Annotated in this window: 28 protein-coding genes and 1 tRNA gene; 20 read left to right on the forward strand and 9 right to left on the reverse strand. The window is 61.0% G+C overall.

Annotated elements, in window-relative coordinates; all coding sequences use genetic code 11:
* The first annotated feature begins 199 nt into the window (after positions 1-199).
* On the forward strand, positions 200-1,564 hold the full coding sequence (locus L8V22_RS04030; RefSeq protein ID WP_238800631.1) for a CitMHS family transporter: 1,365 nt from the start codon (positions 200-202) through the stop codon (positions 1,562-1,564).
* A 35-nt stretch (positions 1,565-1,599) separates the two neighbouring features.
* On the opposite strand, the gene L8V22_RS04035 is transcribed toward L8V22_RS04030, so the two are convergent.
* Both L8V22_RS04035 and L8V22_RS04040 read right to left on the reverse strand, forming a co-directional pair.
* Positions 1,600-1,676, reverse strand: a tRNA-Pro gene (locus L8V22_RS04035).
* A gap of 78 nt (positions 1,677-1,754) precedes the next feature.
* Positions 1,755-2,645: a metallophosphoesterase gene (locus L8V22_RS04040; protein ID WP_238800629.1), complete on the reverse strand. Its 891-nt coding sequence runs from the start codon at positions 2,643-2,645 to the stop codon at positions 1,755-1,757.
* Between the two features lie 33 nt (positions 2,646-2,678).
* Between L8V22_RS04040 and L8V22_RS04045 the strand changes: the two genes are divergently transcribed.
* Positions 2,679-3,143 carry a GatB/YqeY domain-containing protein gene (locus L8V22_RS04045; RefSeq protein ID WP_238800627.1) on the forward strand — a complete coding sequence of 155 codons (465 nt, stop codon included), beginning with the start codon at positions 2,679-2,681 and terminating at the stop codon, positions 3,141-3,143.
* Between the two features lie 27 nt (positions 3,144-3,170).
* On the opposite strand, the gene L8V22_RS04050 is transcribed toward L8V22_RS04045, so the two are convergent.
* The gene (locus L8V22_RS04050; protein WP_238800625.1) at positions 3,171-5,675 is read right to left on the reverse strand and encodes a transglycosylase domain-containing protein; all 2,505 of its coding nucleotides are present in this window, start codon (positions 5,673-5,675) and stop codon (positions 3,171-3,173) included.
* Between the two features lie 144 nt (positions 5,676-5,819).
* Here L8V22_RS04050 and L8V22_RS04055 point away from each other — a divergent pair, with 144 nt between their 5' ends.
* Genes L8V22_RS04055 through L8V22_RS04070 form a run of 4 tightly spaced genes read left to right on the forward strand, consistent with a single transcriptional unit; the run spans position 5,820 to position 7,640 of the window.
* A complete protein-coding gene (locus L8V22_RS04055; protein ID WP_238800624.1) occupies positions 5,820-6,143 on the forward strand; it encodes a WhiB family transcriptional regulator in 324 nt (107 codons plus the stop codon).
* A gap of 45 nt (positions 6,144-6,188) precedes the next feature.
* Positions 6,189-6,347: a Sp36 family protein gene (locus L8V22_RS04060; protein WP_005323131.1), complete on the forward strand. Its 159-nt coding sequence runs from the start codon at positions 6,189-6,191 to the stop codon at positions 6,345-6,347.
* Complete coding sequence (locus tag L8V22_RS04065) at positions 6,348-6,806, forward strand: RidA family protein (protein WP_238800623.1); 459 nt, start codon at positions 6,348-6,350, stop codon at positions 6,804-6,806.
* Positions 6,807-6,824: 18 nt separating this feature from the next.
* Positions 6,825-7,640 carry an MBL fold metallo-hydrolase gene (locus tag L8V22_RS04070; protein WP_238800621.1) on the forward strand — a complete coding sequence of 272 codons (816 nt, stop codon included), beginning with the start codon at positions 6,825-6,827 and terminating at the stop codon, positions 7,638-7,640.
* Between the two features lie 135 nt (positions 7,641-7,775).
* Here L8V22_RS04070 and glxR read toward each other — a convergent pair whose 3' ends face one another.
* Entirely contained in the window at positions 7,776-8,459 is a 684-nt protein-coding gene (glxR, locus tag L8V22_RS04075; protein WP_005323128.1) for a CRP-like cAMP-activated global transcriptional regulator GlxR, read from the reverse strand.
* Between the two features lie 341 nt (positions 8,460-8,800).
* Here glxR and nth point away from each other — a divergent pair, with 341 nt between their 5' ends.
* The 4 genes from nth to L8V22_RS04095 are packed head-to-tail and all read left to right on the forward strand — an operon-like array spanning position 8,801 to position 11,982.
* On the forward strand, positions 8,801-9,457 hold the full coding sequence (gene nth / locus L8V22_RS04080) for an endonuclease III (protein ID WP_238800619.1): 657 nt from the start codon (positions 8,801-8,803) through the stop codon (positions 9,455-9,457).
* Between the two features lie 9 nt (positions 9,458-9,466).
* Positions 9,467-10,030: a TlpA family protein disulfide reductase gene (locus L8V22_RS04085; RefSeq protein ID WP_238800617.1), complete on the forward strand. Its 564-nt coding sequence runs from the start codon at positions 9,467-9,469 to the stop codon at positions 10,028-10,030.
* On the forward strand, positions 10,027-10,728 hold the full coding sequence (locus tag L8V22_RS04090) for an NUDIX hydrolase (RefSeq protein WP_269966405.1): 702 nt from the start codon (positions 10,027-10,029) through the stop codon (positions 10,726-10,728). Before L8V22_RS04085 ends, L8V22_RS04090 begins: the two co-directional genes overlap by 4 nt.
* Before the next feature lie 57 nt (positions 10,729-10,785).
* Positions 10,786-11,982 (forward strand): MarP family serine protease, encoded by a 1,197-nt coding sequence (locus L8V22_RS04095; protein ID WP_238800613.1) that lies wholly within the window; start codon positions 10,786-10,788, stop codon positions 11,980-11,982.
* On the opposite strand, the gene L8V22_RS04100 is transcribed toward L8V22_RS04095, so the two are convergent.
* Positions 11,979-12,893 (reverse strand): alpha/beta fold hydrolase, encoded by a 915-nt coding sequence (locus tag L8V22_RS04100; protein WP_238800611.1) that lies wholly within the window; start codon positions 12,891-12,893, stop codon positions 11,979-11,981. The two genes, L8V22_RS04095 and L8V22_RS04100, sit on opposite strands and share 4 nt — an antisense overlap.
* A gap of 136 nt (positions 12,894-13,029) precedes the next feature.
* On the reverse strand, positions 13,030-13,533 hold the full coding sequence (locus tag L8V22_RS04105; RefSeq protein ID WP_420839948.1) for a phage holin family protein: 504 nt from the start codon (positions 13,531-13,533) through the stop codon (positions 13,030-13,032).
* 108 nt (positions 13,534-13,641) lie between these two features.
* On the opposite strand from L8V22_RS04105, the gene L8V22_RS04110 reads away from it, so the two are divergent.
* A complete protein-coding gene (locus L8V22_RS04110) occupies positions 13,642-14,358 on the forward strand; it encodes an oxidoreductase (RefSeq protein ID WP_238800609.1) in 717 nt (238 codons plus the stop codon).
* Positions 14,359-14,366: 8 nt separating this feature from the next.
* Here L8V22_RS04110 and L8V22_RS04115 read toward each other — a convergent pair whose 3' ends face one another.
* Entirely contained in the window at positions 14,367-15,236 is an 870-nt protein-coding gene (locus L8V22_RS04115; RefSeq protein ID WP_238800607.1) for an HAD family hydrolase, read from the reverse strand.
* 46 nt (positions 15,237-15,282) lie between these two features.
* Here L8V22_RS04115 and L8V22_RS04120 point away from each other — a divergent pair, with 46 nt between their 5' ends.
* The 8 genes from L8V22_RS04120 to L8V22_RS04155 all read left to right on the forward strand — a co-directional run bounded on the left by L8V22_RS04120 (position 15,283) and on the right by L8V22_RS04155 (position 20,212).
* Entirely contained in the window at positions 15,283-15,405 is a 123-nt protein-coding gene (locus tag L8V22_RS04120) for a hypothetical protein (RefSeq protein WP_255711698.1), read from the forward strand.
* A gap of 288 nt (positions 15,406-15,693) precedes the next feature.
* Positions 15,694-16,761, forward strand: coding sequence for a septum site-determining protein Ssd (ssd, locus tag L8V22_RS04125; protein ID WP_238800605.1), 1,068 nt, complete (start codon positions 15,694-15,696; stop codon positions 16,759-16,761).
* Positions 16,758-17,936 carry a TadA family conjugal transfer-associated ATPase gene (locus L8V22_RS04130; protein WP_238800602.1) on the forward strand — a complete coding sequence of 393 codons (1,179 nt, stop codon included), beginning with the start codon at positions 16,758-16,760 and terminating at the stop codon, positions 17,934-17,936. The genes ssd and L8V22_RS04130 overlap by 4 nt, the downstream gene beginning before the upstream one ends.
* Entirely contained in the window at positions 17,929-18,717 is a 789-nt protein-coding gene (locus tag L8V22_RS04135) for a type II secretion system F family protein (protein ID WP_238800600.1), read from the forward strand. The genes L8V22_RS04130 and L8V22_RS04135 overlap by 8 nt, the downstream gene beginning before the upstream one ends.
* The gene (locus L8V22_RS04140; protein WP_238800598.1) at positions 18,714-19,310 is read left to right on the forward strand and encodes a type II secretion system F family protein; all 597 of its coding nucleotides are present in this window, start codon (positions 18,714-18,716) and stop codon (positions 19,308-19,310) included. Before L8V22_RS04135 ends, L8V22_RS04140 begins: the two co-directional genes overlap by 4 nt.
* Positions 19,311-19,334: 24 nt before the next feature.
* On the forward strand, positions 19,335-19,523 hold the full coding sequence (locus L8V22_RS04145; RefSeq protein ID WP_238800596.1) for a DUF4244 domain-containing protein: 189 nt from the start codon (positions 19,335-19,337) through the stop codon (positions 19,521-19,523).
* Positions 19,524-19,578: 55 nt separating this feature from the next.
* The gene (locus L8V22_RS04150; protein WP_238800750.1) at positions 19,579-19,893 is read left to right on the forward strand and encodes a hypothetical protein; all 315 of its coding nucleotides are present in this window, start codon (positions 19,579-19,581) and stop codon (positions 19,891-19,893) included.
* Positions 19,886-20,212, forward strand: a complete 327-nt coding sequence (locus tag L8V22_RS04155; protein ID WP_238800594.1) for an Rv3654c family TadE-like protein — start codon at positions 19,886-19,888, stop codon at positions 20,210-20,212. The genes L8V22_RS04150 and L8V22_RS04155 overlap by 8 nt, the downstream gene beginning before the upstream one ends.
* A 23-nt stretch (positions 20,213-20,235) precedes the next feature.
* Here L8V22_RS04155 and L8V22_RS04160 read toward each other — a convergent pair whose 3' ends face one another.
* Complete coding sequence (locus L8V22_RS04160) at positions 20,236-22,599, reverse strand: DEAD/DEAH box helicase (RefSeq protein WP_238800592.1); 2,364 nt, start codon at positions 22,597-22,599, stop codon at positions 20,236-20,238.
* A 180-nt stretch (positions 22,600-22,779) separates the two neighbouring features.
* Here L8V22_RS04160 and L8V22_RS04165 point away from each other — a divergent pair, with 180 nt between their 5' ends.
* Entirely contained in the window at positions 22,780-22,983 is a 204-nt protein-coding gene (locus tag L8V22_RS04165; protein ID WP_238800590.1) for a cold-shock protein, read from the forward strand.
* 14 nt (positions 22,984-22,997) lie between these two features.
* Here L8V22_RS04165 and L8V22_RS04170 read toward each other — a convergent pair whose 3' ends face one another.
* Positions 22,998-23,627 carry a DedA family protein gene (locus L8V22_RS04170; RefSeq protein WP_238800589.1) on the reverse strand — a complete coding sequence of 210 codons (630 nt, stop codon included), beginning with the start codon at positions 23,625-23,627 and terminating at the stop codon, positions 22,998-23,000.
* Positions 23,628-23,673: the final 46 nt, after the last annotated feature.

The following is a 23,673-nucleotide window of genomic DNA, read 5'->3' on the forward strand; positions in this document are numbered from 1 at the left end:
CCGTTTTCGGGGTGGGTTAGTTTCCGCGCTTTGCATGCCGCTTTTGGCGACGCTTATCTATAGGCAATTCAATTCAAAGCGGTGTGAATTTTTTGGGGGGTGGTAGTAGTGCTACCAATGGCTAGGGTTTAATCTGAGTCACACCCGCCTATCTTTGTCGCATGCGACATGGCGGGCTGTCGATTTATGAAGGAGCACTATGCAGACCCCGCTCGGGCTCACGGTCGTGGGCCTCATCATTATCTTCGTGACGGTGGGAATTTTAATCCGCGGCCGGGTAAATCCCATCATTCCCATGACATTGGTACCCGTAGTCGGTGCCTTAGTGTGCGGATTTGGTCTAGGTGAAATTTCTGACTTTTTCAGCGAAGGCTTAAGTTCCGTCATCAACGTTGTGGTGATGTTTATCTTTGCCATCATCTTCTTTGGCATATTGCAAGATGTTGGCCTGTTTACCCCGGTTATCCGCGCGCTCATCAAGGCCACCCGCGGAAAAATCATGGCCGTAACGTTGGGTACTGCGGCGATTGGCATAGTGGCGCACCTCGATGGGTCTGGTTCTACCACCTTCCTTATCACCATCCCCGCGCTACTCCCGCTCTATCGTGCGCTGAATATGTCGCGCTACGTGCTTATCACCATTGTGGCGATGGCCGCTTCCGTAATGAATATGATTCCTTGGGGAGGCCCGCTTGGCCGGGCTGGTGCCGTGGTCGATCAAGAGCCCAATGCTATCTGGGTGCAGCTTCTACCTATTCAAGGCGTAGCGATTGTGTTGGTATTCATTTTGGCTGCGCTTTTGGGATGGAAGGAACAGCGCCGTGTGGCGACTTTGCGGGAAAGCGGCGAAATAGCAGGCAGCACCGCAGTAGACGTTAATGAATTGGCCGAGGAATTCGCAGCTGCACAGGTGCGCGAACAACATAAATTGGGATACCACTTTCGCACCGGACGCTGGGTTACCGTGGTCAACATCGTGGTTGCTCTCGCGGTCTTAGTTGCTCTGCTATCCGGTGTAGTCCCGCCCGCCCCAGCTTTCCTCGTCGCCACCACGATTGCCCTGGCCATTAACTTCAGTGGTCCCATGGAACAAGGCGAGGCCCTGCGGCGTCATGCGCCTAATGCATTGGCCATGGCAGGCGTCATTCTTGCGGCGGCGATGTTCCTTGGCGTTCTCAATGAAACGAAGATGCTCGAAGAGATTGCCCTGACCCTAGTCAACGTCTTGCCGGAGGGCGTCGCACCGCATCTGCACGTCATCGTGGGTTTCTTTGGTGTACCGCTTGACTTGTTGACCTCGACGGACGCCTATTACTTCTCGGTCCTTCCCATTGTCCAGGAAACCGTAGAAAGCTTTGGGGTCAGTGGTATGGGAGCGGCCTGCGCGCTCATCATTGGCAACGTGGTGGGCACCTTCGTCTCGCCCTTCTCGCCCGCATTATGGCTGGCGTTGGGGCTCGCGGAAGGTCAGATGGGTAAATATCTCAAGCTGGCTTTCCCCATTGCGTGGCTATTTTCCGCCAGCTTGGTCGCCGTAGCGCTGTTTACGGGAATGCTGGCGTAGCTATGAAAAAGGCCCGCAGCAAAGCTGCGGGCTGATGGTCGGGATAACAGGATTTGAACCTGCGACCTCTTCGTCCCGAACGAAGCGCGCTACCAAGCTGCGCCATATCCCGGCGTTCCGCCTTGAAAAGCGGTACTCGGATACTTTAACGCAACCTGAGCGCAATCAACAAAACGGCAGGTGGCTGGGTTTAGACCTTCTCGGTGATTTTCAGCAGTGTGGCGGAAGGCCGGCAGAAGATGCGTACGGGAGCAAATTTGGAGGTGCCCAAGCCATTGGAGACGTGCATCTTCATTGGGCCGAAATCATGGAGGCCCTGCACGCGGTCGCGATCGATGCCGCAATTGGTCACCAGCGCACGGGATCCAGGCAGGCAAATTTGGCCGCCGTGGGTGTGGCCAGACAGCGAGAGCTGATAGCCGTCGGCCGCGAATTTCTCCAGCACGCGGGGTTCGGGAGCGTGGAGGAGAGCTAAGGACAAGTCGGCATCCTCGTTGGGCGGACCCGCGATTTCGGAGTAGTCATCCAGATCGTGGTGTGGATCGTCCACGCCAGCGGCGGCGAGGCGGACATTTCCCACCTTGAATTCATGCCGGGCCTGGTTGGCATCGCGCCAGCCATGCTCTAAAAATGCGGCGCGCATACCGCGCCAGGGCAGATCTACATAGGAGGGTTCGCGCTTTTTGCCCAGCAGGTACTTGAAGGGATTGACCGGCTGTGGAGCCCAGTAGTCATTGGTACCGAAGACGAAGAGACCGGGCCGGGCCAGCAGTGGACCGAGAGCACGCAGCGTATCGGGTACGGCCTGCTGATCGGAGAGATTATCGCCGGTGTTGACTACGAGGTCCGGCTCCAAGGCGTCGAGGGCGGAGACCCAGGCAATCTTGGTCTCTTGGCCCGGAATCATGTGCAGATCAGAAAGGTGGAGCAGCCGAAATTCCGGCTTGCCACGCAGGGCGCCCTTGGGCAGGAGAGGGAGCGTATATTCCTTGAGCTCGAATTTGGTCAGTTCGCTATAGCCCCAGGCCGCGGCGCCCAGGCCCGCAGCGGTGAGGCCGCCAAGAATACGTAAAAGTTTCACGGCTACCACCCTACCTGGCGTACATTGATAGGCATGAGCGAGCTAAAACAAACCATCCGTGCAGATCTGAAAACCGCAATGAAGGCGAAGGAGAAGCAGCGCACCAGCGCCATCCGTGCCTTGTTGGCTGCCATCCAGGCCGAGGAAACCAATGGCTCCCGGCACGAGCTGGAGGACGCCGACATCCTTAAGGTCATTGCGCGCGAAATTAAAAAGCGCCGCGAGTCCGCCGAGGTCTATGCGGAAAATGGGCGTCCAGAGTTGGCTGAAGCCGAGCTTGCCGACGTCCCCTTCTTCGAGGCCTACCAGCCCCGCCAGCTAGACGACTCCGAGCTGCAGGCCTTGGTAAAGGAATCCATTGCAGAGGTTGAGGCCGAAAACGGCGAAGCACCCACCATGAAGCAGATGGGTGCAGTAATGAAGGTGGCCAATGCTAAGGCTGCCGGCCAGGCGGACGGCAAGCGCCTATCCGCGGAGGTCAAGGCCCAGCTGAGCTAAAGCGGGCGAGACCGTAACGGGTGGAGCCTAGCGGCCAAGTAGGCTGCGGATATCGTTGGCAAAATTATCGATATCCTCTTGGCGGATGCCAAAGTCCTCTGGCGAGAACCCACCGCGACCGCCACCGCCGTTGCCATTTCCACCGCCTGTACCGCCAGTTGAGCGGCCCGGGTTAGTAGCGCCGTCGGCAGCACCGCCGCCGGTGCTATTTTGTGCGCCGGTGGAGTTAGCGTCGGCCACGCCGGAGGAGGGGGATTGGGAGGCCCCGGCGCCGTCGGAAAGCTGCAGCGTAATCTCCGCGCCCTTCTTCTTTCCGTCCTTGCCGGTAATGGCGCGCACCACGCGGCCATAAGGCACATCGCCGCCTATCACGCGGGAGGTTTTCACCACGTAGCCCTTTGACTCCAAGGCTTGGCGCGCCTCGGCCTCGGATTTGCCCCGCAGGCTATCCAAGGTCTTATCGGCCGTGGTGCCGTTGTCGTATTTCTTGTCGTAATTAGGCAGTCCGGCCTTGGTTGCTATGGGCAACTGCGAGGCCATGCTGAAGAAGGTCTGCGCCGGCTCCAAACCACCATAGAGGTTGCCCCAACCCGCGCACTGGCGTACTGGTCCGGTACACAGTGGGACGGTGGAAGTGCCGTCGTTATAGATATAAGGCGCTGCGGAAATGCCCTCGTTGAATCCCAGGAAAGCAGAGGATTGGTTGGACTCGGTGGTACCGGTCTTGGCCGCGATTGGGCTGGAATAGCCGGCTGCCTGGGCTGCATCCTTGGCCGTGCCCTGCTTGGCGTCTTCGGATAGGGCATTGCTCATGGCGCGGGCGACGCCCTTATCTACTGCTTGCTCGCACGGGGTTTCCTTCAGGTAGACCTCATTGCCTTCCTTATCCGTGACCTGGGAGATAGGGTTGGGCTCGCACCATTTACCATCCGCAGCCAGCGTGGCGCCTACATTGGATAGCTCCAGCGGGTTGACCTGGTCCGGGCCTAGGGTAAAGGAACCCGAATTGGCTTCCTTAGTGTGCTGGGCAATCGAGGTGTCCTTATCAAAGCTGCCCTTATCATCATAGGAGCGCAGACCTAAGCGCACGGCCATATCAACGATGGGAGCCACGCCTACCTGCTCCGTGAGCTTGATAAACGGCGTATTGGGTGAGTGTGCCAGCGCTTCTTGCAGCGTCATCGTGGCCTTGTAGGAGCCGGCGTTTTCCACGCAGTAGCGGTTGGCCGGGCATCCTTCAGCGCCGCCATGGCCCAGGCCTTCTGCCTCATAGCGGGTGGGTACGTCCACGGTATTTTTGATGCCGTAGCCTGCCTCGAGTGCGGCCGCGGCGGTAAAGACTTTAAAAACCGAACCTGCGCCATTGCCCACCAGGGAATAGGGCTGCGGCAAGATGGTCTCATTTTTATCTAGGTCTAGGCCATAGTCACGGGAGGAGACCATGGCCAGCACCTTGCGGTCCGATTTGCTGGGCTTGATGACGTTCATGACCTCGGCCACGCCTTGCGCGTCTGGGCTGGTGTGGCTTTGCACGGACTGAAGCGCCTTATCCTGCACCGTTGGGTCCAGTGTGGTCTTGATGGTGTAGCCGCCGCGTGCCAGTTGCTCCTCGCTAATACCTTTCTTATTCAGGTACTTTAGTACATAATCGCAAAAGAAACCGCGGTCGCCTGCGCCGATACAGCCATTGGCAAGCGTCTTGGGCTTCTTGCCGACGCCCAGCTTCTCCTCCTTATACTTATCCGCTTCCTGCTGCTCGATATGGCCGTTCTCCGCCATGGATTGCAGGACCAGATTGCGTCGCTGGGTTACTTCCTCGGCATTGGTATAGGGGTTGAGGCGTTCAGAGGATTGGACCATGCCGGCCAGCATCGCTGCTTGCGGTACCGTCAGCTCGGAAGCATGCGTGCCAAAGTAGGTGCGGGCCGCTGCTTCGACGCCATACGCATGGTTACCAAAGGACACCAAGTTGAGATAGTTGGTGAGGATTTCATCCTTATCTAGCTCTTCATCCATCTTGGTGGCCATGCGCATCTCGCGCAGCTTGCGGGCTATGGATTGCTCGGTGGCTGCGGCGCGTTCTTCATCAGTGGTGGCAGAGACCAGCAATAAGTAGTTTTTTACGTACTGCTGATCGATGGTGGAAGCGCCCTGGGAGACGCCGCCTGAGGTCAGGTTGGTCCACAGGGCGCGAAAATTGCCCTGGAAGTCCACGCCTTCATGTTCATAAAAACGTTCGTCCTCAATGGAGACGATGGCGTCTTTCATGGCTGAGGAAATCTTCTTGCTCTCCACCGGGTGACGGCGCTGGCTGAAGACATAGGCCATGTTTTTGCCCTTGGCGTCCTTGATCGTGGTTACGCCAGGGATATTGCCGGCGGTCAGATCTTGCAGGTCAGATTGCATGGTTTCGTTAGTGCGGGCAATCGCCACCCCGGAAATGCCCGCAAAGGGGGCAAGAGCCAGGGCGATAAGCGCACCTACCAAGACCGTGGACAGGGCTATCTTGGCCAAAGATTTGAAGACAGTCACGCCCAATACACTACGTGGTCGGCCTTGGTAGGTGGAAGATCACTCGCACCCCCTAAAGTGTGACGTGTTAGACAATCTTCTGCCTGGATGAATAGACTGAGGTGCGTTACATAGTATTCCGTCTGGGAAGGAGCACACTCACCCATGACCGTTCGTGTGAAGACTGCTGGAATGTCTAATACAGCCCGAAATCCCGAGCGTGGTGAGTGGGTTACCCAGGCTAAATGCCGCAAGGGTGACCCGGATGCCCTATTTGTGCGCGGTGCAGAACAGCGCAAGGCGGCTGTCATTTGTCGCCACTGCCCGGTGCTCAACGAATGCCGCGCCGATGCTCTGGATAATCGCGTCGAGTTCGGCGTTTGGGGCGGGCTGACCGAGCGTCAGCGCCGTGCCCTGCTGCGTAAGAACCCCCACATTACCGACTGGGCGCACTACTTGGCCGAGGGCGGCGAGCTCGTCGGGATTTAAGAATTTAGACGGCGTGGGGCGTGTTTAATAGATAGAATAGGCCCTATGACTAAATGGGAATACGCAACCGCACCTGTCCTTACCCACGCCACCAAGCAGATCCTCGATTCTTGGGGTGAAGACGGCTGGGAACTGGTCACCGTCACCCCGGGCCCTAACCCGGAAAACGTGGTGGCCTATTTCAAGCGCGAGGTGGCAGAGTAAATGGGCTTTCATGCTCGCTTGCGGGAGCTGGGGTACGAGCTACCGGGCGTCGCCAAGCCGCTAGCCTCCTATGTGCCGGCCGTGCGCGTGGGTAATCAGGTCTGGACCTCGGGCCAGCTCCCCTTGGTGGAAGGTGCCTTGCCGTTGACCGGTAAGGTCGGTGCCGATCTCACCACGGAGCAGGCCCAGGAACAGGCTCGCATCGCGGCGCTGAATGCGCTCGCAGCCATCGATGCCGAGGTGGGCCTGGATAATATTTCCCGCGTGGTAAAAATCGTGGGGTTCGTGGCCTCTGACCCGGACTTTGAAGATCAGCCGGTTGTGATCAACGGTGCCTCCGATTTCATCGGTGACGTCTTTGGGGACGCCGGCACGCATGCTCGCTCCGCCGTGGGTGTGGCTGCGTTGCCTAAGAACGCGCCGGTAGAGATCGAACTAATCGTAGAAATCGCTGCTTGATCGGATAGGCTAGTAACTATGGAGCACCCTGCATATAGTCAATTGCGTCCCGTCAGCCAATCCGTTGGCGTTGTCCTTTGCGATAATCCCAGCTACACCGCTCTTGAGGGTACGAATACCTGGATTATTCGCGCCGCTGAAGACTCTCGGGCGATCGTCGTGGATCCCGGTCCCGAGGACGAAGGCCATCTCAACGTTGTGCACCGCAACGCAGGCGAGGTGGCTTTGATTTTGATTACCCACCGCCATGATGACCATGCTTCAGGAGCGCAGCGCTTGCGGCAGATGACCGGCGCCCCCATCCGTGCCTTCGATCCGAGCTACTGCAATGGTGCTGAGGCTCTCCAGGATGGTGAGCATATCTCCCTCGATGGCATTACCCCGCGTCTCGAGGTAGTTCACTCTCCGGGCCATACCGCGGATTCCACCTGCTTTTTCGTGTGGAGTGGTGAAGTAGAAAACTCTCGCCTTGAGGGCATCATTTCCGGCGACACCATCGCCGGCCGCCACACCGTCCTCCTTTCGGAAACGGACGGTAACTTGGCCGACTACTTGCAGACCCTGGATACCCTAGAAGAGCGAGGCAAAGACATCGCGCTGTTCCCAGGGCACGGTCCGGACCTGGATGACACCTCCCAGGTGGCTCGCAAGTACATTGACCGCCGCCATTACCGCCTGAGCCAGATCAAGGAGATCCGCTCCCGCCTGGGTGAGGACGTAGATCTCAATACCCTGGTCAATGAAATGTATGACGATGTGGATCCGGTGTTACGCCACGCTGCGGAGCAGTCCACACGCACCGCGCTGAAGTACTTGGATGGTGAGGCTAAATAAGTAGTATCTCCATTCGCCCCTCCTCCTGACACTGCGGGAAGAGGGGCTTAATTATGCCCAGGGCTGGTGATGCCGCGCAAACGCGGTGAAAACCAGCGAAACCCCGCCGCAGCGGGGTGATGAGCTGGCCTGAGGTTAGCGAGCGCGGCGAGCGAGGTGCTCGGTATCGACGATGAGCACGGACTTACCCTCGAGGCGGATCCAGCCGCGGTGTGCAAAGGTAGCGAGCGCCTTGTTGACGGTCTCACGGGAAGCGCCGACCAGCTGGGCAATCTCTTCCTGAGTGAGATCGTGGTTTACACGCAGAGCGCTGCCTTCCTGGACGCCGAAGCGGTTAGCCAGCTGCAGCAAGGTCTTTGCCACGCGGCCCGGAACATCGGTGAAGATGAGATCGGCCAGGTTGGCATTGGTACGGCGCAAGCGGCGAGCCAGTACACGCAGTAGCTGCTGCGCGATTTCGGGGTGGTCACCTACCCACTTCTTGAGCAGCTCGGAGTTCATGGTGGCTGCCTGAACCTCTGTCACGCATACTGCGGAGGAGGTGCGCGGGCCCGGATCGAAGATGGATAGCTCGCCGAACATATCGGACGGCCCCATGACAGTCAGGAGGTTTTCGCGGCCATCCGGAGCGTGGCGGGCGAGCTTAATCTTGCCCGAGGTGATGATGTACAAACGGTCACCAGGCTCGCCTTCGTCGAAGATGGTGGTTCCGCGCGGGTAGCGCACGGTCTCCATCTGCTCGATTAGATGCTGCACTGCAACGGGATCAACGCCTTGGAAGATTCCGGCGCGGGAGAGGATGTCCTGTACGCCTTCCACGTTTTACTCCTTGGATGTCGACTACGAAAGTCCATAGATGAGCCTGTGCCACATCTGGGTGCGGTCTTTCATGCACTCGACAATGCGGAACAAGCGGGGTCACTGTGTAACGCATTTCATCTTACAGTGTAATTGGTCACTTTTGGTATTTTAGTGAATATTTGTCACAGTATAGAAACTCTGATCGTGCTAAAGGCACGATTCCGGCCAGCAGGTTTGCTGCTTAGTCAGCGAAAACGACCGCCTCGAGCTTTTCCATCAAAAGGGCAAAAAGGGCGATGGCAAGCGGTACCAGAATTACGAGTGAAATCATGTTTTCCTAGTCTACTAAGCTTTATCCCATGAATTCAGCACTGTCTGCGGCCAGCGCGCCGGAGTTACGGGCACCAGAGATAAATAGCCGCTTGGCACAGGAGTATCCGGATGCGCGATGCGCCTTGGACTATGACTCCCCACTGCAGCTCTTGGTAGCCACGGTATTGTCGGCCCAATGCACGGATGAACGCGTGAATTCGGTGACCCCTGAACTCTTTGCCCGGTACCCAGAGGCGGCGGATTATGCAGCGGCCCAGCGCTCGGATCTGGAACGCATCCTGCGCCCCTTGGGATTTCAGCGCGCCAAGGCGGGCCATCTTTTGGGCATCGGGGAGAAGTTGGTGGCAGATTTTGCAGGCGAGGTCCCGCGCACGGTCAAAGAGCTCACTAGCCTGCCCGGCGTGGGGCGCAAGACCGCGCTGGTGGTGCTCGGAAACGCCTTCGGGATTCCCGGGCTGACGGTGGATACGCACTTCGGCCGCCTCATGCAGCGGCTCGGGCTAACGGGGGAGAAGACGCCGGTTAAGATTGAGCGGGACATCGCCAAGCTTTTGCCAGAAGAAGAGTGGACGATGTTCTCGCACCGCGTCATCTCTCATGGGCGTCAGATATGCCATGCGCGCACGCCGGAGTGTAAAGCATGCGTGCTGCGGGATATGTGCCCGACCGGTGTTGGGCGCTAGGCTAACGGTATGAAGAACTACGTCCTTGGCACGGTGATTGCCGCGATCCTCGTTGCCGTTATCGCGGTAGTGGGCGTCTTGCAATTGCGGGGTGGGGACGGAGATGAGGGGGCGCCGTCAGGCGAGGCAAGCCCGCAAGAAATACCGCAGCGCCCGGACTGCCCGTCTGGCACCGTGGCCGGGGTGGAGCTGGAGTGTCTGGGCGGTGAAGCCGCCGGAAAACACACCGATGAAGGCGTGAGCGTAGTCAACGTATGGGCGTGGTGGTGCCAGCCGTGCCGCGCGGAGCTTCCCTATCTGCAGGAGGTGGCGGAGGAGCACCCAGAATGGCAGGTCGTGGGTGTGCACGCGGATAAGAACGCGGGAAATGGTGCGGCTTTCTTGAATGACTTGGGAGTGGATCTGCCGAGCTTCCAGGATTCGGATAATAAATTTGCCGGTGAGCTGGGGCTGCCGGGCGTGGTACCGGTCACCGTGGTGCTCCAGAACGGTAAGGTGCGCAAACAATTTGCACAGCCGTTTAGCTCCGCTGCGGAGATTGAAAAAGCCGTGGAGGAGGCGATTGCGGCATGAGCCAACTGCTTCCCGAGCGCACGCCAGAATGGCTGAAGCCGGCGTTGGGCGTAGACCCCAGTCAGGTGCAAGAGCTCATTGACAACCGCCAAGCCTCGTCGCTCAATGGCACCAATGTGCAGGTGCCGGTCAAACGGGAGGCGGCCGTGCTCATGCTGCTTAGCGGCGAGAGCGTGGAGAACGGCAGCATCTTGCTCACGCACCGCTCGCCGTCCATGCGTTCGCACTCCGGGCAGATCGCCTTCCCAGGCGGCCGCCGAGATCCCGCTGATACCTCGCTGGTGGATACTGCGCTGCGGGAAGCCTGGGAAGAAACGGACCTGCAGCGAAATTCCGTGACCCCATTGGAACAGTGGGACCAGCTGCATATTCGCGCCACCGGCAATCCGGTGAGCCCGATACTGGCGCATTGGACCCAGCCGGGGGAGGTCTATCCCGCCAGCCCAGATGAAACCGATGACGTATTTCTCATGCCCATCCGGGAGTTGGTCGATCCACGCAATCGCTTCGTGGTGGGCTTTAGAAAATGGCAAGGACCAGCATTCCATGCCAATGGTTATGTTATTTGGGGCTTTACCGCCGGAGTGCTTTCAGCGCTCTTGCAACACTCCGGGTGGAGTGTTCCTTGGGATAACAATTCAGTCATGGACCTGCGTGACTCCCTCAAAAACTCCCGCAATAATGAGAAGATGTCCTAACCGCTTGTGCCGCGGTACGTGTACGTCTTAACTCCCAGATAGAAAGAACCCATAGCCATGACTCCTGCGCTTATCGTTGACGGCCTGATCGTGGTCGCCGTCCTTGTGGCGCTACTGAGTGGGTGGCGCAATGGCGCCCTCGCGGCGGTATTGGCCTCCATTGGCGTCGGCGCTGGGATAGTGTTGGGCATTGCCGTGGCACCGGCCGCGCTGCGTCTGGTGGAACAGCCCTCGTTGCGCTTGCTGCTTTTGGTAGGAATTTTGGTGCTTTTTGTGGGCATCGGACAGCTCATCGGCTCCTCGTTGGGTGGCAGTGTGCGCGACCGCATGAAGGCGCGCACGACGCAGCGCCTCGATTCTGCGGTGGGTGCGGTATTCCAAGCATTTGCCGCTCTGGTGGTTATCTGGTTGATTTCTATCCCCGTGGCTACCAACTTAGGCGGCGCGGCTGGTCAGGGGCTGCGTGAATCGCGCATTCTGGGCAACCTCAACTCGGCCGCGCCGGCGCGGGTAGCGGCGCTGCCTAATGGCGTCGCGGCGATGCTCAATGAGTCCGGCCTGCCGCCATTAGTGTCGCCGTGGCAAAACTCTATTAGTACTGAGGAGGTAGAAGAGCCGGACCCAGACGTGCAGGATCCGGAGTTGGTGCGCCGGATGCGGCCCTCCATTATTCACGTGCTAGGCGACGCCGAAGAGTGCTCCCGCCGCCTCATGGGTTCCGGCTTCGTAACGGCCGATGACTACGTGATTACCAATGCCCACGTGGTGGCCGGTACGCAGACTGTGCGCCTCGATACCAAGTTGGGTCTTAAGGACGCCACCGTGGTCTATTACAACCCGGACGTGGATGTGGCGGTGCTACATGCGCGCGATCTGGGCATCGATCCGTTGCCGTGGGCCCAGGCCTCGGCCCAGACGGGCGATGATGCCATGGTCATGGGCTTCCCGCATTCCGGTCCTTTTGACGCCGAGATGGCACGTGTGCGCGATCGCATCACCATTTCCGGCCCGGATATTTACTCCCACGGGCATGTGGAGCGCGATTCCTACACCGTGCGCGGCAATATCCAGCAAGGAAATTCCGGCGGACCGCTGGTCAATACGGCCGGCGAGGTCCTCGGCGTGGTCTTTGGCGCCTCGGTAGATGACACCGAGACGGGCTATGCCCTAACTGCTGATGAGGTCAACCGCCAGGTCGGAGATGTCACGCAGCTTACCCACCCGGTAGATACCGGGGAGTGCGTGGCGCACTAGCTATGTTCTCGTAGCCACGCCGCCAGCGTGGAGATGAAGTCCGCAGGTGCTTCCAGGTGCGGTAGGTTCTTCGCACCGGGGACGGTTGTAGCGGTAAATTCGCGGCCGGCGCGCATGGCGGCGCGGCGGACGACGGGGTTCCACAGCCGCTGCTGGGCGTGGATAAAAAGTACAGGTCGTTTTACCGCTAATTCCACCCAGGTCAGGGGTACAACTGCGGTGCGCATGCGGTGGTTCCAGAGGATGCCGCGGCGCACGCTGCCGATGCGGGAGGCACGCAGGCGGAGATCGAGGATGCGGTCAAAGGTGGCTCCGGCAAGCGAAGCGCCCGTATCCAGCTCCAGTTCCTTGCGGTAGGCGCGCGGGCTGAGCAGCAGGTTCTGCGCGCGGGTGATGCGGGGCAGGCGGCACAATAGGGAACGCAGGTTGATCCACCCGAAATCCCACGGGCGGGCGGCAATCGCGCGGCGCAAATCTACCGGGTGAGCGGCAGAGATGGAAGCCAAGCCGCGTACCCGCTCGGGGCGCTCAGCAGCCAGACACCACGCTACCGCGCCGCCGGTATCGGCGCCTACTACAAAGGCGTCGTCATGGCCCAAGGCCTGGATGAGGCCGCTAATATCTCCTACCAAGGTGCGGATATCCTGCCCCGCATCGATGGGCGGCTTATCGGACATGCCAAAGCCTCGCATGTCCACGGCCGCGACGTGAAAACCGCGCTGCGCAAGCGGCGCAATGACGTCTTGATAGTCAAACCATCCGCCGAAGGCGCCGTGGATTAGCACCACCAGGGGGTGCGAGCTATCGCCCGCTGTGGCCACGTGTAAGCGGATGCCGCGGGTGTGGACGAACTCATGCGCAAACGGTCCATCCAGCTCCACCGTTGAGGGAGGCAAGGGTGCGAAGGCCATTGTGCCGCCTTTCTATAGTTGGGGCAGAAACGGTAGAGGAAAGGGAGGAAGTACACAAAATCCGCCCCAGGCTAGCTAGGGCGGATAGAGAGTGCACGAACGCGTGGCGTGGTGCGTGTGCGTGGCGCGTGTTGGTTTAGGTGTAGAGGCCGTGGGTGTTCTTACGGTCCAGGGACTTCTGCGCCTTGCCCGGAACCAGGTTCTTGAGTTCCTTGGTGGAGTCAATGGTCTTCTGCGGGGCCTTGACCTGCTTGACGTTCTTCAGTCCAACGAAGGCCAGGATGCCGGCGATCACGATCATGATCAAAAAGACGATCAGGAACGCTGCCCAGCGGTCGAGCCAGACGGCGAGGAGCTCTGCCAAGAAGAAGAAAAAGAAGAAAGAGCTATACAGCGCGATGGTGCCAGCGCCGCCGAAGAAGCCGGCACCGATGCCGCCCTTCTTTGCGGACTCTGCCAGCTCGGTCTTAGCCAGCTCCACCTCGGAGCGCACGAGCTGGGACATCTGCTCGGTAGCATTGGAGACCAGCTGGCCCACCGAAGTCTCGGACGAGGATGTATCCACGTCACTCAAAGGGATAGAGTTCACCTTCGGTGCAAATTGATCAGTACCGTCGGTAAAAAGTCCATCGTTGCTCACGATTAAATCTCCTCGCGTTTATCTAAACCTTGTAATGTCCCTAATAATAATGGAATCACTATTATCCCATGGTGCCACGCATGCTTAGGGACTTCCACGGCTATCCTAATGGATATGTCAGAAAATGACGCGTTATCCCCGCTGTTTCGCCTGCCGGGGGTGAAAGAAAGTGCAGAAAAAGCCGCCGCCGCCATCGCCCGAGCGCACCGCCGACCTGCAGGATTGCGGAAGTTTAAGGTCATCTCCGCAGAGTCCCTCATACGCGGCGCCCGTGCCAGCGTGGCGTTGGATGGACACGCCATCCCCCCACATCCGGGCCCAGAAGATATGAAAGATGGACCGCTGGCCAGCGCCGTTAGCGCCTATTCCGTGGCCGCGCCGGAGCTCCTCGACGCCACGGTGCGCTCCTTCGCCCGGGCGCCACTGCAGGTATTAGCGCGCATCGACGTCGCGGCCGGTGGCACCGGTATCCCAGTCGGCGAAAGCGCACGACTGCAAGGGCTGGGTCGGCTTATCGCGCAGGGGAGCGGTCCTGCCTTCGACTTCCTGCTGCCGAGCGTGGTTCATGCCGAAATTGCTGCCAGCCAGTTTTTCGGCCCTCGCAGCGGCCTCGTCGCCCGCGTGGCTTCCCGCCTTGCCGCAGTGCATACAGGCTTGGATCCGCGCGGTTTCGCTGTGCCCGAGGTTTACTTCACCCGCCACCGCAGCGAATATGCCGCCGCGGTAGACAACTACCGCACCGCGTCTGCTGAAGCACTTGTTACACACCTCGCCGCTTGGGCCGCCGGCGGCAAAGAAGCCGACGCGATTGCCAGAGCGGCCTAGAAGGCGCGCTATGGGTCTCGCTTTAGCTGCCCAAAGCGGTTTGGGTGCTGGGCGAGCCACAATCCGGCGCCGATAGCCGCCGCGGTCCCTGCCAGTACGGAGGCACCGATGCCAATTTTCTTGGCAGACGGAGCGGGCAATAGTGGCACTGGGTCCTTAAAGGAACGTATATCCCACTCGTGGGCTAGGGCGTGGCGGTGTAAGTGCTTGTCTGGATTGACTGCAACGGGGTGGCCGACCTTCTCTAACATGGGGATATCCGTAGCGGAATCCGAATAGGCGTAGCTGGCACTGAGGTCGATGTTTTCTGCGGTTGCGGTGCGCTCCAGCGCCTTCGCCTTATGTGGGCCCTTGCAATAAAAGAGCACCTCGCCGGTAAAAAGTCCGTCCTCTTCTGCCAATTCCGTGGCGATGACGTGCTCGACGCCGAGTTCCTCTGCGATTATGTCTACCAGCACGGCGGCAGAGGCAGAGACAATGACGACGTGATCGCCAGCGGCGCGGTGGGCGCGAATAAGCTCACGGGCTTCGGCATAAATAGAGGGGGTGACTACTTGGTGCATGGTCTCCCGGGCGATGGCGCGCACCTCCTCCACAGACCAGCCGGTAATCATCGCCGTGAGTTGATCGCGGGTGGTATCCATGCCTTCGCTGGAAAGGCCCGAAAACATATAGCTGGCCTTAGCCAATGAGAGCTGTAGTGCCTCGGTTGGGGAGATGAGCCCGTTGTGTAGGAACTCGCGGCCAAAAGCATAGGCCGAGGAGGTAGCGATTATGGTTTTATCGAGGTCGAAAAACGCCGCGGTGCGTGCGTGGTCACCGCCGGCGCGAGTCATGCTAGCGGGGCGGGACTGATGGGGCTCGCGGGAATTAGTCATGATCTGCTGCCGAGTCTAGCCGCCCTTCGTACTTGGTGGTGTAGAAGTGGCTGCCGTTAATGGTGATTTGCGTGTCAATGATGAGGGAATGGTGACCCACGCGGAGTGGTACTTAGTGAACATGCATTCGGTGCAGGTCAGCGCCATGGCTGTGGAATTCTCCTGTTAGCTGTTGTGATTGAGTAGTGATCATGTCATAATAATGCGTGCAAGGCCCCGATATACCGTGCGGCCTGCCCCGGCTCACCCCCCGAGGCCGGGTTACTGACGGCCCGCGCGCACACCCCCCGATGCGCGGGCCGTCACCTATATCTACCGCCGTGTGGAGAAAGTTATCCACAGAATTTTGGTTGAAATAGCAACAAAATCGGGCCTAGGTAGTGATCGGCGCAGGGTTATCCACAGCGTTGGCTGCGGTGGCTTACTGCGGTTGCGCGAATGCTTCAGGCTATGAGGCATGAACGCATTACACCCTGAATCCGCAGCCATTGTCGTAGCCATTGGTGATGAGGCACTGCGCGCCGAGGCCGTCCACGCCGCGGCGGCTACCAGCCACGATGTGCTTACTGTGACCGATCCCCGCGATATCCCGCGCAGCCTGCCGGGGGCCTATGCGGTGTTAGTTGATTCCCTCATGGCTCGCGTGGTGGCGGCAGCGCAGCGCACCCACACCGCGTCTATGCCGGTGCTTTTCCTCGCTGCCGATCCCGGGCCGATTGATTATGAGGCGGCGTTGGCCTGCCACGCGGAGAGTGCCTTTATTATTCCCGCCCAGGTCAAGGAGCTGCTTGCGAGTATTGCCGCGGCGGGCGCCCCGCAGGAAACGCGGCCGGGTAGCGCCACCATCGCAGTGGTTGGCGCGAGCGGCGGCGTGGGGAGCTCTACTTTTGCCGCCGCGTTGGCCCGCACCCAATGCGCTACCGATGGCCGCGCCTTGCTTGTCGACGCCCACCCTCACTCCGGCGGGCTCGACCTTCTGCTTGGCGTAGAAGCCGAACCGGGGGCGCGTTGGCCGGAGCTTACCGTAAGTGATGGCAGCATCGATGCCGCCGATCTTCACCGCGCGCTGCCGAGCGCACCGGATGGGGTAGCGGTGCTATCTGCCGCGCGCAGCACCGTCGCGGATCCCTTCCATTTGGAAAAGGACCTGCTCGCACGGGTGGTAGGCGCGGCTCACGCTGGTGAAGGATTATGCGTGGTGGATTGCACTCCAGAGACCATCCCGGATGCGTGTACCCACGTGGTTGTCTTGGTGGCCGCGGAGGTGCGGTCGGCCGCAGCGGCTGCGCAGCTTCTTGTCCAGCTCGATGCCGCGCGGCGCAGTTGTGTGGTGGTGCTGCGGCAACGCCAGTGGGCGTCGTTAAGCGCAGCGGAAGTAGAACGCATCGTCCATAGCGCGGTGCTGGCAGAATTGCCGACGCTGCGGGGGCTCACGCGCGCGGTGGAAATCGGCGGCCTGCCGCAGCGTCTCCCCGCTGCCTTGCGTAAGGCCGCAAGCGCGGTACTCGAGGAGGTCGGCGCATGAGCGAGCAGCAAGCAACACAGGAAGTGCTTGAAAAGATGCAGCGTATCATCGCCGCCGAACCCGACTTGGTGCACGATGCGGCAGCCCTAGCCCGGCGGATCCGCCAAGAAGCCGGCGTGATTAGTGACGTCGCGGTGCTCGACCTGCTGCGCCGCCTGCGCCAAGATTCCACCGGTATGGGCCCACTCGATGCACTGCTGGGGCGCGAGGGAGTCACGGACGTCGTGGTTAACGGGCCGCACGCGGTATTCATGGACCGCGGTGACGGGCTCGAGCGCACCGACATTACCTTCCGTGATGATGCTGAAATCCGTCAGCTAGCCAGCCGGCTGGCGGCAGCTTCAGGCACGCGGCTCGATGATGCACAGCCTTTTGCTGATGGCCGCGTTACCCGCCCCGATGGTGTTGTCCTGCGCGTCCACGCCCTGCTGAGCCCGCCTGCGGTGGCCGGAACCTGCCTGAGCCTGCGCGTACTGCGCCAAGCACAAACCACTCTGCCTCAGCTAGTAGAAAATGGCACGGTGTCAGAGGATATCGCTGCGCTACTGCGCGCCGTGGTGAACCAGCGCATCTCATTCCTGGTTATCGGCGGAACTGGCTCTGGCAAAACTACTTTGTTATCCGCGCTGTTGGGAACCGTCTCCGAGCGCGAACGCATCCTTGTCATCGAGGACACCGCCGAACTCTCCCCACATCACTCGCACTGCGTCAGCGTGGTCTCGCGCCGGGCCAACGCGGAGGGAAGCGGTGAAGTCACGATGTCACAATTGCTCTGCCAAGCGCTGCGCATGCGCCCAGACCGCATCGTGGTGGGCGAAATTCGTGGACGTGAAGTGGTGGATCTCCTCGCTGCGCTCAACACCGGCCACGACGGCGGTGCCGGGACGCTGCACGCCAATTCCCTCTTTGAAGTTCCCGCCCGCATGGAGGCCCTTGCTGCCCTCGGCGGCCTGGGTCGCGCGGCATTGCACTCGCAACTAGCCGCGGCCGTGCACATGGTGCTGGCTATGGAACGCACTCCGCAGGGCCGCCGCCTCGCCCATATCGGAGTACTCGAGGGAAACCCAGTAACCCCGCGCATCATCTGGAGCGCCGAGCACGGCCCAGCAGAAGGCTTCACGGAATTCTCCGCACAACTTCTAGGCGAGCCCGGCGGGGAGGAAAGCCATGCTTAGCTTCCTCTTACTGGCCGCCGCGCTGCTTCTACCCGCACCCTCGATTGCAGGCCGATTGGCATCGGCCACGCGCCAGGTACAAACCAGCTCCGTGGTCATTTTGGGGGCGGTGTTTTGCGGCAGCTTGGTCTTCTACTCGGTAGGTCGCATCAGCATCGCTATCGCCGCCGCCATAATCGCCTGGTGCGTGTCCTGGTACGCCAAAGACATGGTGGCCGCGCGCACGCAGCGGCGCGGCCGCGAGGGGCTGGCAGCCTACCTGGGCGTTGTCACAGCGGACCTGCGTGCCGGGGCGACCCTGACCGGAGCGCTCGCCCGCGGCGTGGACTCCCTACCAGCCACGACCCCGCGCGAGGTAATCACCGCACTGGAATCGACCGCCACCCTCGCAGCCCGCGGTGCGCCGCCGCATATGGCGCTGACAGATGCGCACGACGAAGCCTCCTTGCCGGAGCTGACCCGCCTAGGCCACCTGCTGGAGCTTTCCACCTACCACGGTATTGCGGTAGCTAGCTTGCTCGACCAAGCCCAAAATCGCCTCGACGCTTCCCGACGCCACCAGCAATCCACCTCCGCTAGCCTGCAAGGTCCCCAAGCCACCGCCACGGTGCTCGCGTGCCTACCCATAGCCGGCATCGCCATGGGCGGGGCCATGGGCGCCAACTCGCTGGGCTTCCTTTTCGGCGGCGGACTGGGCGGCATCCTCCTCGTAGTAGGCGTGGCCCTGGCCTGCGGTGGATTCGCCTGGTCGCGTGTCATCATTCGGAAGGTGGCCGCATGACCACGCTTATCTGTATCGCCCTCGCGGTCCTCGTTGGCCTACCACCACACAGTGCTCGGTTAGCAGCTGCGAACGCTACCAAAGACTCCGCCAAGACCCCGCGCGATGGCCCGACTGCGCGTGGGGGACTGATAAGCAAGCTCAAGCCCACAGCACCGCTGGACCCACTTGCGGTAGCCGGCGACATCGAACTCTTCGCAGCTTGCCTGGCCGCAGGGCTATCCGCGCACGGCGCCGCCACCGCGGTGGCCCGCACTGCGGATGCTCAGACGCAGGACCTGTGGGAGACCGTGGCCGCGCTACTGGGTGTGGGCGTTCTCACGCACTCTGCGTGGGGTCACATGAAGGGGCACGCGGGGCTGGAGGACTTAGCGCAGCTTGTCATCATGTCGGGCGAATCCGGCGCCACCATTGCGACCGGATGTCACCGAATCTGTACTTCTTTGCGCGCGGAAGCATCCGCCCATGCCACGGCCCAGGCGGAGCGCGCAGGAGTATTTATCGCCCTCCCGCTGGCGGTGTGCTTCCTGCCGGCATTCATCGTTCTAGGACTTGCGCCCGTAGTCATCAGCTTGGGCGCGCAACTTCTCTAAACCTCACTTGAAAGGACATTAATCATGCACGCACTCATTAAGTATTCCCAGCTCATTCGCAATGATGAGGGTATGAGCACCATCGAGTATGCCATGGGCTCTCTGGCGGCTGCCGCGCTCGCCGGGGTGCTCTACATGGTCATCAACGGCGGCGGGGTGGTGGATGCCATCGAAGGCATCATTACCGACGCCCTATCGAATACCCCAAGCTAGCACCGCGACCCAATGAAGGCCGGCGGGCTCATCCTGCCGGCAGAAGGGAGGAATGATGCATTGGGTATTTGATGACGATGGTTCCGTGACCATCGAGGCCGCCTTGGCTCTAAGCTCCCTGGTCGTGGTCGCGGCGGGAATCGTGGGTGCCATTGCCACGCTGGCATCCTATATCGCCGCGGTAGATATGGCGGGCGCGGCCGCGCGTTCGCATGCCATCGGCGTCGAATACCATCCGGCGCGCGAGGATGCTCAGATCAGCGTGGAGGAAAGCGGTGGGCTGGTAAGGGCGTCGGTAAGCGTAGAGGCGCCCGTTGGAACCATGCGCTCCGAGGCAGTCTTTCCCGCCGAAGTGGGCGGAAATGAATAAGCCGCACCGCCGAGGCGAGGAAGGCTATGCCACTATTGCCGCAGCCGGCATCATCGTCGCCATCGTAAGCCTACTGCTGCTCGTCGCGGCAGTGGGCTCGCGCGTGGCCGCGCGCCACGAGGCGCAAGTGGCGGCCGATCTCGCTGCGGTCGCTGGTGCCTGGGCCCTTGCCACGGGTGAGGACGCCTGCACCGCCGCGCGCGATACGGCCGCGCTAAACGATGCCACCTTAGAAACCTGCACCGAATCTGGTCGCGATGTCATTGTCACCGCCGTGGTCCGCGGACGCTCTACCCAGGCGAAAGCTGGGCCGGTGTGAGCCGGCGGAAATAGGTAGCGCGGCTAGCCCTGCGTCATGGTGACCAGCGCACCGAGTAGTTTGATCGCACCGTCTTTGCTGAGTGGATTATTCCCGTTTCCGCATTTCGGCGATTGCACGCACGAAGGGCAGCCGGATTCGCATGGACACGAGCGCACCGCCTCGAAGGTGGCCTCGATCCATTCAGGAAAGCGGCGAAAGCCTTCTTCAGCAAAGCCGGCACCGCCGGGATGGCCGTCGTAAACAAAAACGGTGGGCAGCTGCGTATCGGGGTGCAGCGCGGTGGAAACGCCACCGATATCCCAGCGGTCGCAGGTGGCGATAAGCGGCAGCAGGCCGATGGCGGCATGCTCGGCCGCATGCAAGGTGCCGGGGGTATCGGAAGCAGTCACGCCCATGGCCGAAAGCACCAGCGGGTCGATGGTATAGGCCACCGCCCGAGTAACCAGGCGCTGTTCGGGAAGATCGAGGGGTATGTCATCGCCAATGGTGCCATCGGCAAGCCGCACTTGGTAACCGGTGACGCGATCGGTGACTTCTACCTCTACGTCCGCCACCCACAGGCCCGGAGAGTAGTTGATCAGGTTATCGGCCTCGCGCAGGATGCGGATATCCGTGGTGGAGCGCGGAGTAGTGGAATAATCCGGGGCCTCGGGGCGGGCCAGTGCTAGGTAATCGCTGAGAATGAGCTCCTCAATGACGAAACTTTCGCCCTGGTGCAGGTACACCGCGCCGGGGTGCACCTGGCTGGTGGCGCGCGCGGCGTCAATGGTGCCGAGCAGGCGGCCATCGGAGGAATCCACGATCATCACTTCCTCGCCCGCCCCGCCGCGCAGGGAAACCGCTGAATGCGCCGTCTCCGGGGAGAGTTCTTCCGGCGAGTGGGCAGGAATGGGTACGGCGAACCAGCCGCGCTCGCGGCGGCGCAGCAGGCCAGATTCGGCCAACTGGTGGACCACATCCTGTGCGCCCCAGGCAGCAATCGTGGCATCATCCAGCGGCTTTTCCACCGCGGCGCAATAGACGTGGCCAAAGAGGATATAGGGATTGGCCGGATTGAATACGCTGGCCTCCACTGGGCGGCCAAGCAGCGCCTCGGGGTGGTGCACTAAGTAGGTATCCATCGGCTCATCGCGGGCGATGAGCACTATGAGCGAGCCCTGCCCACGGCGGCCAGCGCGCCCTGCCTGCTGCCAAAAACTCGCGACGGTTCCGGGGAAGCCGGCCGTGACCACGGCATCGAGCCCGCCGACGTCGATGCCCAGTTCGAGCGCGGAGGTGGTGGCGACGCCGAGCAAGGAGGCGTCGTCAAGCGCGCGCTCCAACTTGCGGCGGTCCTCGGCCAGGTAACCCGCGCGGTAGGCGGCGATGCGTTGGGCAAAATCGGGCCGGCCGAGGCTTCCGGAGAGCACCTCGGCCGCGCGCATCGCCACCACCTCGGCCGAGCGACGCGAACGCACAAAGGTCATGGTGCGCGCGCCCTCAGCGATGAAAGAAGCCATCATCTCGGCCGCCTCGGTGGTGGCGGCGCGGCGCACCGGCGCCCCGTGCTCGCCCTCAGCGCCCTCGATGAAGCCCGGTTCCCACAGCGCTACCGTGCGCGCGCCAGTGGGGGCGGAGTCCTCTGTGATCGCGCGGGCCGGCCGGCCGCTAAGGCGCTGCGCGTGCCGGGCCGGGTCCTTCATGGTGGCCGAGGCGTAGATCACCGTCGGCCGCGAGCCATAGTGCTCACACAGACGCAGCAGGCGCCGCAGCACCAGTGCCACGTTCGCGCCGAATACACCCCGGTAGGAGTGGCATTCATCAATAACGATGAACTCTAAGTGCCGCAGCAGCCGCGCCCACCGCGCATGCGCTGCCAGCAGAGACATATGCACCATATCCGGGTTGGAGAAAATAAACCGCGAATGATCGCGCACGCCCGCGCGGGATTCCTGCGGCGTATCGCCGTCATAGGGCGCGGGCACCACAGTCTTGAGCGCCGGAATCCCCCGGCACAGCTCAAGCACCGCCTGCAGCTGGTCCGAGCCCAGCGCCTTGGTGGGTGTGATATAGAGCGCACAGGCGGTCGGGTCCTGCGCCAACCGGCTCAAAATGGGCAGCTGGTAGCCCAGCGATTTGCCCGAGGAGGTACCGGTAGAAATCACCGTATCCTCGCCTTCCCAGGCGGCCTGCGCCAGCTCCGCTTGGTGGCTATACAGCTTGGCGACGCCCCCATCCTCCAGCTTTTCCCGCAACTCTGGCAGCACCCATTCTGGCCACTGCGCATACTGGGCGCGCTGCGGTGGCAGGGTGGTGTGAAAGGTGAGAGTAGACTCATCAAGGCGGCGCTGGATGTACTCGAGGAGCTCTTTTCCTAGGGGATTATCCGTTTCCGGGTGAGCCAATTTCTACCCCCCTCGTGAGTTAGGTCTATCGCTTTGGCGTGGAACGTGTCACACTGATATGAGGCCAATGATGTCTTGGTGCGGTGTTTACACTTTAAGGTACTGCTAAAGGACGCATTTACCGAAACCTCCCTCGGTGTGGAATCGCCGCACCAATAAGCAAGAAAAGGACTGCACACCATGGCACAAGGAACCGTTAAGTGGTTTAACTCTGAAAAGGGCTACGGCTTCATCGAGCGCGCGGATGGCGCCGGCGATATCTTCGTCCACTACTCCGAGATTCAGGGCAGCGGCTTCCGCACCCTAGAGGAAAATCAGCAGGTCACCTTCGAGGTTGGCTCCGGCCCGAAGGGCGAGCAGGCCCAGTCCGTTTCCGTTATCTAGGCTGCCTTCCCCCGCTACGGCGTTTCGGCGTAGCCGCGGCGGGTATCCCACCACTCGGTGAATTTATTCTGCAGTTTCTGCAGGCCTACGCCGATGACGACGGCGGCGATAATACTGACCACCACCGCCAGCACCGGCGAATCGGAAAAGGCCATGCCGCCGAGATAGCCGATTGCTAGCGCTTGGGCGGCCCAGAGGGCCACGCCGATGGTGTCGAAGAATAAGAAGACCAGCCAGGGAAACCGCATGGATCCCAGCAGGATAGTCATGAAGAGCCGGGCGGAGGGAATGAAGCGCGCGATAATGATGGCAGCACCGCCGCCGCGGCGCATATTGCGCTTGACCCAGCTCAGCCCTTCGTAGGCCTTGGATCCCTTAGGCACGCGCTTGAGCAGGGGCATGAACCGTGTGCCTAATAGGAAGCAGAGATTATCTCCCATCATGGCGGCAATTAGCGCTACGAAAAACATGGTGGGCAGGTGTGGAAAGCCCTGCGAGCCGGACCAGGCGCCGGCCATATTGAGCGGGATTTCAGAGGGCAGCACGGGGAAGAAGCAGTCACCAAAGATCAGTGCGCCTACCAGCGGGTAGATCCACTCTGTGGACATGACGGTTTCGATCCACATAGTGATGGTGTCGACCATGTATCCTCCGCGGGCGTCGTCTTGGGTGTGCTATCGTGCCCCACAA

Origin of the sequence: Corynebacterium yonathiae, assembly GCF_027570195.1 — a bacterium.
Taxonomy (GTDB): domain Bacteria; phylum Actinomycetota; class Actinomycetes; order Mycobacteriales; family Mycobacteriaceae; genus Corynebacterium; species Corynebacterium yonathiae.